Origin of the sequence: Arthrobacter sp. I3, assembly GCF_000520575.1 — a bacterium.
GTDB lineage: Bacteria > Actinomycetota > Actinomycetes > Actinomycetales > Micrococcaceae > Arthrobacter > Arthrobacter humicola_A.
This window is the reverse complement of record NZ_AZSB01000536.1, coordinates 1-6,527: the sequence shown is the minus strand read 5'-3', so window position 1 is coordinate 6,527 and position 6,527 is coordinate 1. Positions and strand designations below refer to the sequence as shown.

Sequence of the window (6,527 nt, the reverse complement as noted above, 5' to 3'; positions counted from 1 at the left end):
CCGGTAACCGGCTTGTGGAGGTAGAACCTGTCCGCGCCGGCGAAGCCCAGGAACAAAGCCAGCAGCCACGCCGTGCGCAGCGAACGCATCGGCGGCAGGTCACCGTCGAAGACAAGCCCGTACTGCTCGGTCATGGGCACATTCCCGATTCTGGAACAGCCACGTCCGGATGTCCACGATCATCCGGTGTGCTCTTGCGACATGCACCCGTCCGCGGGACGAGGAAGGGGAACCCGGGTTAGAAGCAAGCCACCACTGGCCGCCGGAAGGGAGGACCAGGCCGTGGGACCACGGAGGCGCCGAGATCCCGGCTCCCGGGCGTGGGCGCTTTTGTCCGGGTGTTGATTGGTCTACCGTGGGGAGCCTCAGGTCAGCGGGCACGAACCCGCGGAGACTGGGACACCGTGGGGGGCGGTGGGATTCGGCTTCGCGGCGGCGGAGTCCGCCTCAAACCTCCAGTACCAACGCCTTCGGGGTCTCAAAGGCGAAGGAACGGAGCAGCAATGGTGGCAGATCCGGAAGTCCCCCCGCAGCACCCGTGGGCCGGCCGCGGCGTGTACTTGCTGGACGACCACGAGGTCGTCAGGCGGGGCCTGCGCCACCTGCTGGAATCCGAAGGTTTCAGTATCGTCGGAGAGTCCGGGTCCGTCCGTGAAGCAATCCGGCGGATCCCGGATGTCCGCCCCGGGCTTGCCATCCTTGACGATCATCTCCCCGACGGGTCTGGTGCGGAAGTGTGCGGGGCTCTCGCCGCGGCCGGTCTTGCTACCCGGTGTGTTCTCTTGACCGGGGACGCCGACGAAAAGGTGCTGATCGACTCCATCCTGGCCGGCGCGTGGGGGTGCCTGTCCAAACAGGATGACAGCAGCGAACAGCTCCGGCTCATCCGCCGCGTACTGAACGGGCACACCGCCTACAGCGCCCGGTTCCAGCCGGCGCTCCTGGCCCCGCCCGCCGGCCCGGATGGCCCGGATGAGAGGCTCCTTAACCTCACGAGACAGGAAATGAATGTCGCCGTCCGTCTGGGCAAAGGACTGACCAACCGCCAGATCAGCCAGCAGATGGGACTCTCGGAAAAGACGATAAAGAACATGGTGTCGACCCTGCTGACGAAACTCGGCATGGGGCGCAGAACCCAGATTGCGGTGTTGATCGCCGGGGCGCTGGATCACGTCGAGGACCCCGGCTATGGCAGCTACCGGCTCAGTCTGTTCCCGGACCGGGTCGCGGAGGTTACGGCGGCGCTGCTGAACTGCACCAGCGAGACCCGCACCGCCGCGCCCACGGACGCCGAACGGGCAGAGGACGCCCTTCGGCTTGCCGAGGCCCTTGCCGCAACCTGGACCGGCCCGATGGGCCGCCGCCCACGGCTCAGCCGGGCGTAGCCGCTATGGCCCTGGCAACACGGGGTGCCGCATCCCGGAAGACCCACCCGGGCGTCAGGTCTTGGAGGCCTTCGACCGGGAGCACGCAGAAGATCTTTTACGGCAGCTGTTTACGGGAGCCTGAGAGCATGCGGCGATGCGCAGCCTGGCCGAGGAGTTCGGCGCGCTTCCTGACCGCGTTGACGATGTCGTTGAGTTCGTAGCGCTGAAGGGAGAACGGATGAGCCGGCCAGCGGGCCTTTGCTCTCGTCCCAGACCGGCAGCCGTGTCATGCCGTCGTGACGAGGCAATCCCCGACCATTTGTCCCGGAGTAAGTTCCCGTCTTTGACACGGTGGATGGAACGGAATGCTCACGGCGGCGGGTTCGTGGGGCAGCGTCCAGGATGTGCCATTTTCCGCAGCCGAACACACTAAAAGGGCTGGAGCCCCGCACCGATGAGAAGAATCGACCTGCGGGAGGACCAGGGAGATCCGCATCGCCGGGCGCGGTTAGTGCCTGGACCTGTTCTTTCGGTGGCCTGTTGCCGGGTCGATTGACTCTGGCAGTGCTAAGGGCCCGGGCCTAGCATCCGGCTATTATTCCGTTCGAACAAAGGACAGTCTCATGTTCGAAGACCTGTAAAGGTCCATGTGCGTGCGGTGTGGTGGTCGCAGACGAATGCACTGTGGAGTGTGTCAGGAACAAGGCGCCGGCGCGGCCTGCTCCCGGAAATCGTCCCCGGCACGAACCAGTCACTCATCGACTTCGTCGGCGCCGTGCGCGGGCCGCGTAATTATTGGCTGAAACCCGCAAGCCACGGGACGTTGGCGGCGCAGAAGCCCCCGAAGCATCTGCGGGGAGGGCCGCCGCCGATTCTGACGGCCGGGGGACTGTCTTCCAGGACCGGCAGCGGCCACGCCATAGCTATTGCCACGAGAACACTTTGGGGTCGAAAGGACAAGGGCCATGGCGGACGTCATTGGTTTCCTGAAGGCACGGATCGCCGAGGACGAATCCGCCGCCCGCGCAACGGCCCCGGACACGCCGGGAACCGACGACACGGCAGGGTCCCCTGGATGGCCCCTGTCGGCCGGGCGCGTCCTGTCGGAGTGCGCGGCAAAACGGAAGATTCTGGACAACGTCCCGCTCGTGACTGACATTTCATCACAAACAGGCGGAACCAGCGGGTATGTGCTCATGTGCCTCGCATCGGTCTACAGCCATCATCCGGACTACCAGGAGGGCTGGCGGGTGGACGGCCTGGACGAAGCGCCCCAGACGGATACACAACGGATGAGCACACGCAGCGCACAGCTCTGATGCCGGTCCACTTCGGCAGGAACAGCGCGAAACGCACCATTGTTATTAACAACGGGATTGAAAATGAGAACCATCTGCACAGCACTGATAGTGCCGGTCAGGACCAGCGAACCTGTCCGGGTCCAGAACATTGTCGTTGGCCGGAGGGCCCTGGAGGATCTGGTCGGCGGGGAGATTGAAACCGTAACCCGGGGTGACTGGGATGTCTGCCTCAATGCCGACGGGGTGAACGCCGGCCTTCCGCCGAACCTGCGCGCCGCGGAGCTGATGCGCGACTGCGGCCTGGACCTTGCCGATGCGGCCCGGGGTACTGTCGTCTTCCTCGGACGCGGCAGCCACGGCGAGCCAGCCGACGCGCCCGGCCACCTGGTCAAACGGGCCGAAGACCTCTACGGCGGACTCGCCGCGTAGCGGTCCGGCAAATGTTCCTCGCCCGCCCGGCGCCAAGAAGGGCTACGTTTTCGATCACCGCGGCTAGGCGGCCCCGATCCTCCCCGCCCGTCACCCGGAACCGCGTCGTCTAGGAGCCTGACCTTCACGGCATCCGGATCACCCGGTACGGATCCACACCCCGAGGGCCTGCTCACGCTCCCACGCGCAGTCCTTGTGGTCCGCCCAGTCATTGCTTTCCCCGGCAGGCCGCGAGCTTGGCCAGGCGGTGACGCCAGCGGGCTTCGTCCTAGGATTTCCTGCGGTCGCCGGAACACTCTGGCATCGGGGCCAGCAGCTGACTATTGATTGGGCGTTTAGGCTGAAAAATGCAAGGCGATGGGAAGCCTCAGAAGCACCGGGTCGTTGCCCGACTCTCCGGATCCGACATCCCCTGTGCCGGGGCCGGGGTCTCCCGACCCGGCATTCCCTGGCGCTTCACCTCGCCTTCCCGACCTCACAGCGTAGGCCTACGTCATCGTCGGCGAGACTATTGCGTGCTTCGCGCGTGTCGTCGTCACCTAAACTAAGCCGACTTGGGAGCCGCCTGGCTCGGCGGCCACGAGCGAACGAAGGGCGGACTGGGCCGGGCCATTCTCATCCAGGTCCGGGTCTGCTGAATGATCGTGCAATTCCCCGGATGATGCACGCCGTCAGCCAAGTGATGCCGGCAAGAACCAGAAGAATCCCCGCCGCGGTCAACTGCCCAATAAACATCAGCAATGCCACAACCAGCGTTCCCCCGTAAGTGAGGGTGAAACTCACTGTGTCCGCGTCAAAGGGCATCAGTGGTTACCGAGTCGGTGGCAGGGGAGCGTGGTGGAAGGTGCCGATACAGGGTGGTACGTTTCAGCCCCGTCTTGGCAGTGATCTCCTTCATGGACAAGCCTTTGTCCCGCAGCAGAACCGCGTGTTCCAGCTTGTCCGCGTCGATCACGGAAGGCCGTCCCGTACGCCGCCCGTTGGCCGAGGCCACCGCCCTGGCATGCGAGGCGCGTTCGGCCGCATAAGTACGTTCCATTTCCGCGAAGAGTGCCAGCATGACCACCGCCAGCTGCGCCATGGGATTGTCAGGGTTGGATGTGTCGATAGGCAGGGGGTCAGCCAGCGTTCGGACGCCGACGCCGCGTTCCTTTAGTTCGTGGACCAGGTTCAGTGTGTCCCGCACGGTCCGTCCCAGCCGGTCGAGGGTGTGGACCACAAGCACGTCACCGGCCCTGGCATGACGCAAAGCGTCCTGTAGCCCCACGCGGTCCGTGGTGGCCCCGGACTTCTTATCCGAGAAGACCGTCTCGATGCCAGCGGACGTTAAGGCGTCCAGCTGCCGGGTGAGGTCCTGCTTCACCGTTGACACGCGGGCGTAACCAATTTCCATGCCTAAACCGTACCGAAAGTTATCCCTGTGACGGGCGAATGAGTCGGGAGTTTTGGAACAACATCCGGGACGCTCGGATTGCGCGGCCTGCTGCGGATCCAGATCTGTGAGGGAGTGTCCCGTCAAGGGTTGTCCCAGTTCCAAGGAAGTGGGACAACGTTGACGCGCCATAGGCTCGGGGACCTAGGCGTGACCGCAGGCGGCCCGTGGGTGTAAGCAAATGGGGCGGGCGCGTCAATCGAATGCTGGACGGGGGCATCGGCGCATGCTTTGCTGGTCCTTGGGCGACCGCCTGCCCGGTATGTCCGGGGTCTGACTGATCTTCTAAGGAGCTGCACAGTGGCTGGTCTGAGCGATAAGTTCGATAAGGCATACGAGGGCAAGAGCATTGAGGAACTGGCCAAGGCGCCTGTTGGTGCGCTTCAGGGCTTGTCCGAGGCCGACGCTTTGAAGTTACAGGAAGCCCTGAATATCAAGACCGTAAAGGACCTCGGCACCAACAAGTTCTTCCTCTGGGCTCAGGCAGTGGCAAAACTGGCCGAATAGGCCGCGGAGTCCAGAACCCGGCCGCCGGCTCGCGGACTGGGCCGGGGGCCGGCGCCTGGCCGGCTACTTCACCGCGCTCCTGCTGCTGAGCTGACGTGACCAGCCAACGGCGTGGTTCCGTGAAGTAGGGCCGACAGGCTCAATCCGGTGATTCTCGGAATCCTTCGTTTGTGAGAGCCACGATTCAGATATGGTCTGATTCAGGCATGTCAAAGCCCGTGCCCGGCGACTCCCCCCGGGCTCAGCCGCGCGGCGCCGGCAAATCGAGGTTCCAGTGGCGCGAGACCATGAGTAGCCACCCGGTGTCGTCCTCGTCGTGGCCAAGGCCTGCGGGTCCTGGTGTGATGTAGAACCGCGAGACGACGCGCTGCGAGCCTTCGGCGTCTCCATAGAGCAGGTCGACGGTGAAGCCTTCGCCGGCGGCTCCTTCCGTGGCGTTACGGTAGTCGGCCGGATCCGGGTCCGGGATGGCGACCTGGCAGAAACCGGCGTCGTTGGACGGCACGTAGATGTCGAGTGTCAGCCGGTGGAACTCCTCGACGGGTGCCAGCGGGGCCCTGGCGTCCGGTGGCAGATGCCAGCCGTGCAGGATCGCCACCCCGGTGCCGGCGTTGCGCACAGACATCACCAGGTACACGGTATTGTCGGCGATCTCGAGGGCGGCGTGGCCACCCTGCACGACCATCCACTTGCCTTCCATGAACCGCACCTTCTGCGGGGCATCCGACCAGTTCGAAGGCAACAGGATGGGGCGCAAACCGTTCAGCAGTGCGCGCTCGGCCAGCCGCGCCGACCGGTTGGCTGACCTGGTGGAGAGGAACGTCGCGATGGCGAGCACCGTCGTACCGAGAGCGGTGCCGAGGTTGGAGAGTAGAAGCCAGTCGACCATGGCAACCTTCAACGCCTTCCCCAGCCTCGCCAGCAATCCACGCCGGACATCTGCAGAGTCAAAGCAGGCGTGGCGGCCGAGTAGGTCAGCAATCGAATTCCTGGCTAGAGCCCGGGGGGAGACCTTTCGTGGGTCTCTCCGGGAGACAAACGTTCTACGTCGCTGGCATATGCGGACCCAATTCAGCACCTTCATTGAGAGCCCGTGCTGCCGTGGAGCGCAGTCGATCGCTAACTGCAGGGCATCGCTGCGCGTGTTTATCCGGGACCGCTCAGACCGGCTCCATCTTTAAGGAAGGTGGAGCCGGTCTCTGGGGTGCGCTTCGTCATTTCTGAGGGTGAAATGACGTTGTGGCGTGCCCCTGACTGGGCTGCTGTGCCACAACGCAACAGTAGGTTCTGAAGCTGCGGTTTTTCTTGCCCTGTGGGAGCCCCGGGACCAGGAAACGGCGGTGCGTGGGGATTCGGTGAGACGGGCGGTTACCGGGCGTTGAAGACGTCCGGGCCGAAGCTGTTCAGGCCCGGTGCCCCTGCGTATCCGAGCCGGGGTAATGAAAAGATGTCTTCGATGCTGGCAAGCAGGCTGTAGTGGTTGTACATCGT

The 6,527-nt window shown here is 64.3% G+C and carries 6 protein-coding genes and 1 pseudogene; 4 read left to right on the top strand and 3 right to left on the bottom strand.

Features of this window, described 5'->3' with window-relative positions:
* The first annotated feature begins 503 nt into the window (after positions 1 to 503).
* The 3 genes from Y706_RS23140 (at position 504) to Y706_RS0102325 (ending at position 3,097) form a co-directional block, all read left to right on the top strand.
* Positions 504 to 1,385: a response regulator gene (locus Y706_RS23140; protein ID WP_052354983.1), complete on the top strand. Its 882-nt coding sequence runs from the start codon at positions 504 to 506 to the stop codon at positions 1,383 to 1,385.
* Positions 1,386 to 2,332: 947 nt separating this feature from the next.
* Positions 2,333 to 2,686: a DUF6221 family protein gene (locus tag Y706_RS23135; RefSeq protein WP_043434264.1), complete on the top strand. Its 354-nt coding sequence runs from the start codon at positions 2,333 to 2,335 to the stop codon at positions 2,684 to 2,686.
* A 63-nt stretch (positions 2,687 to 2,749) separates the two neighbouring features.
* Positions 2,750 to 3,097, top strand: coding sequence for a DUF3846 domain-containing protein (locus Y706_RS0102325; RefSeq protein ID WP_028275314.1), 348 nt, complete (start codon positions 2,750 to 2,752; stop codon positions 3,095 to 3,097).
* A gap of 793 nt (positions 3,098 to 3,890) precedes the next feature.
* Here the strand turns inward: Y706_RS0102325 and Y706_RS0102320 are convergent.
* Positions 3,891 to 4,490: a recombinase family protein gene (locus tag Y706_RS0102320; protein ID WP_028275313.1), complete on the bottom strand. Its 600-nt coding sequence runs from the start codon at positions 4,488 to 4,490 to the stop codon at positions 3,891 to 3,893.
* Between the two features lie 339 nt (positions 4,491 to 4,829).
* Between Y706_RS0102320 and Y706_RS0102315 the strand changes: the two genes are divergently transcribed.
* Positions 4,830 to 5,036: a hypothetical protein gene (locus Y706_RS0102315; protein ID WP_028275312.1), complete on the top strand. Its 207-nt coding sequence runs from the start codon at positions 4,830 to 4,832 to the stop codon at positions 5,034 to 5,036.
* A gap of 241 nt (positions 5,037 to 5,277) precedes the next feature.
* Here Y706_RS0102315 and Y706_RS0102310 read toward each other — a convergent pair whose 3' ends face one another.
* Entirely contained in the window at positions 5,278 to 5,925 is a 648-nt protein-coding gene (locus tag Y706_RS0102310) for a hypothetical protein (RefSeq protein ID WP_028275311.1), read from the bottom strand.
* 479 nt (positions 5,926 to 6,404) lie between these two features.
* Positions 6,405 to 6,527 (bottom strand): annotated as a pseudogene (locus Y706_RS29955) (phosphoesterase); the annotation flags it as partial.

Excerpts from the sequence above, each read along its gene's own strand:
- Y706_RS23140 (WP_052354983.1), top strand. The coding sequence starts at position 504 with ATGGTGGCAGATCCGGAAGTCCCCCCGCAGCACCCGTGGGCCGGCCGC.
- Y706_RS23135 (WP_043434264.1), top strand. The coding sequence starts at position 2,333 with ATGGCGGACGTCATTGGTTTCCTGAAGGCACGGATCGCCGAGGACGAA.
- Y706_RS0102325 (WP_028275314.1), top strand. The coding sequence starts at position 2,750 with ATGAGAACCATCTGCACAGCACTGATAGTGCCGGTCAGGACCAGCGAA.
- Y706_RS0102320 (WP_028275313.1), bottom strand. The coding sequence starts at position 4,490 with ATGGAAATTGGTTACGCCCGCGTGTCAACGGTGAAGCAGGACCTCACC.
- Y706_RS0102310 (WP_028275311.1), bottom strand. The coding sequence starts at position 5,925 with ATGGTCGACTGGCTTCTACTCTCCAACCTCGGCACCGCTCTCGGTACG.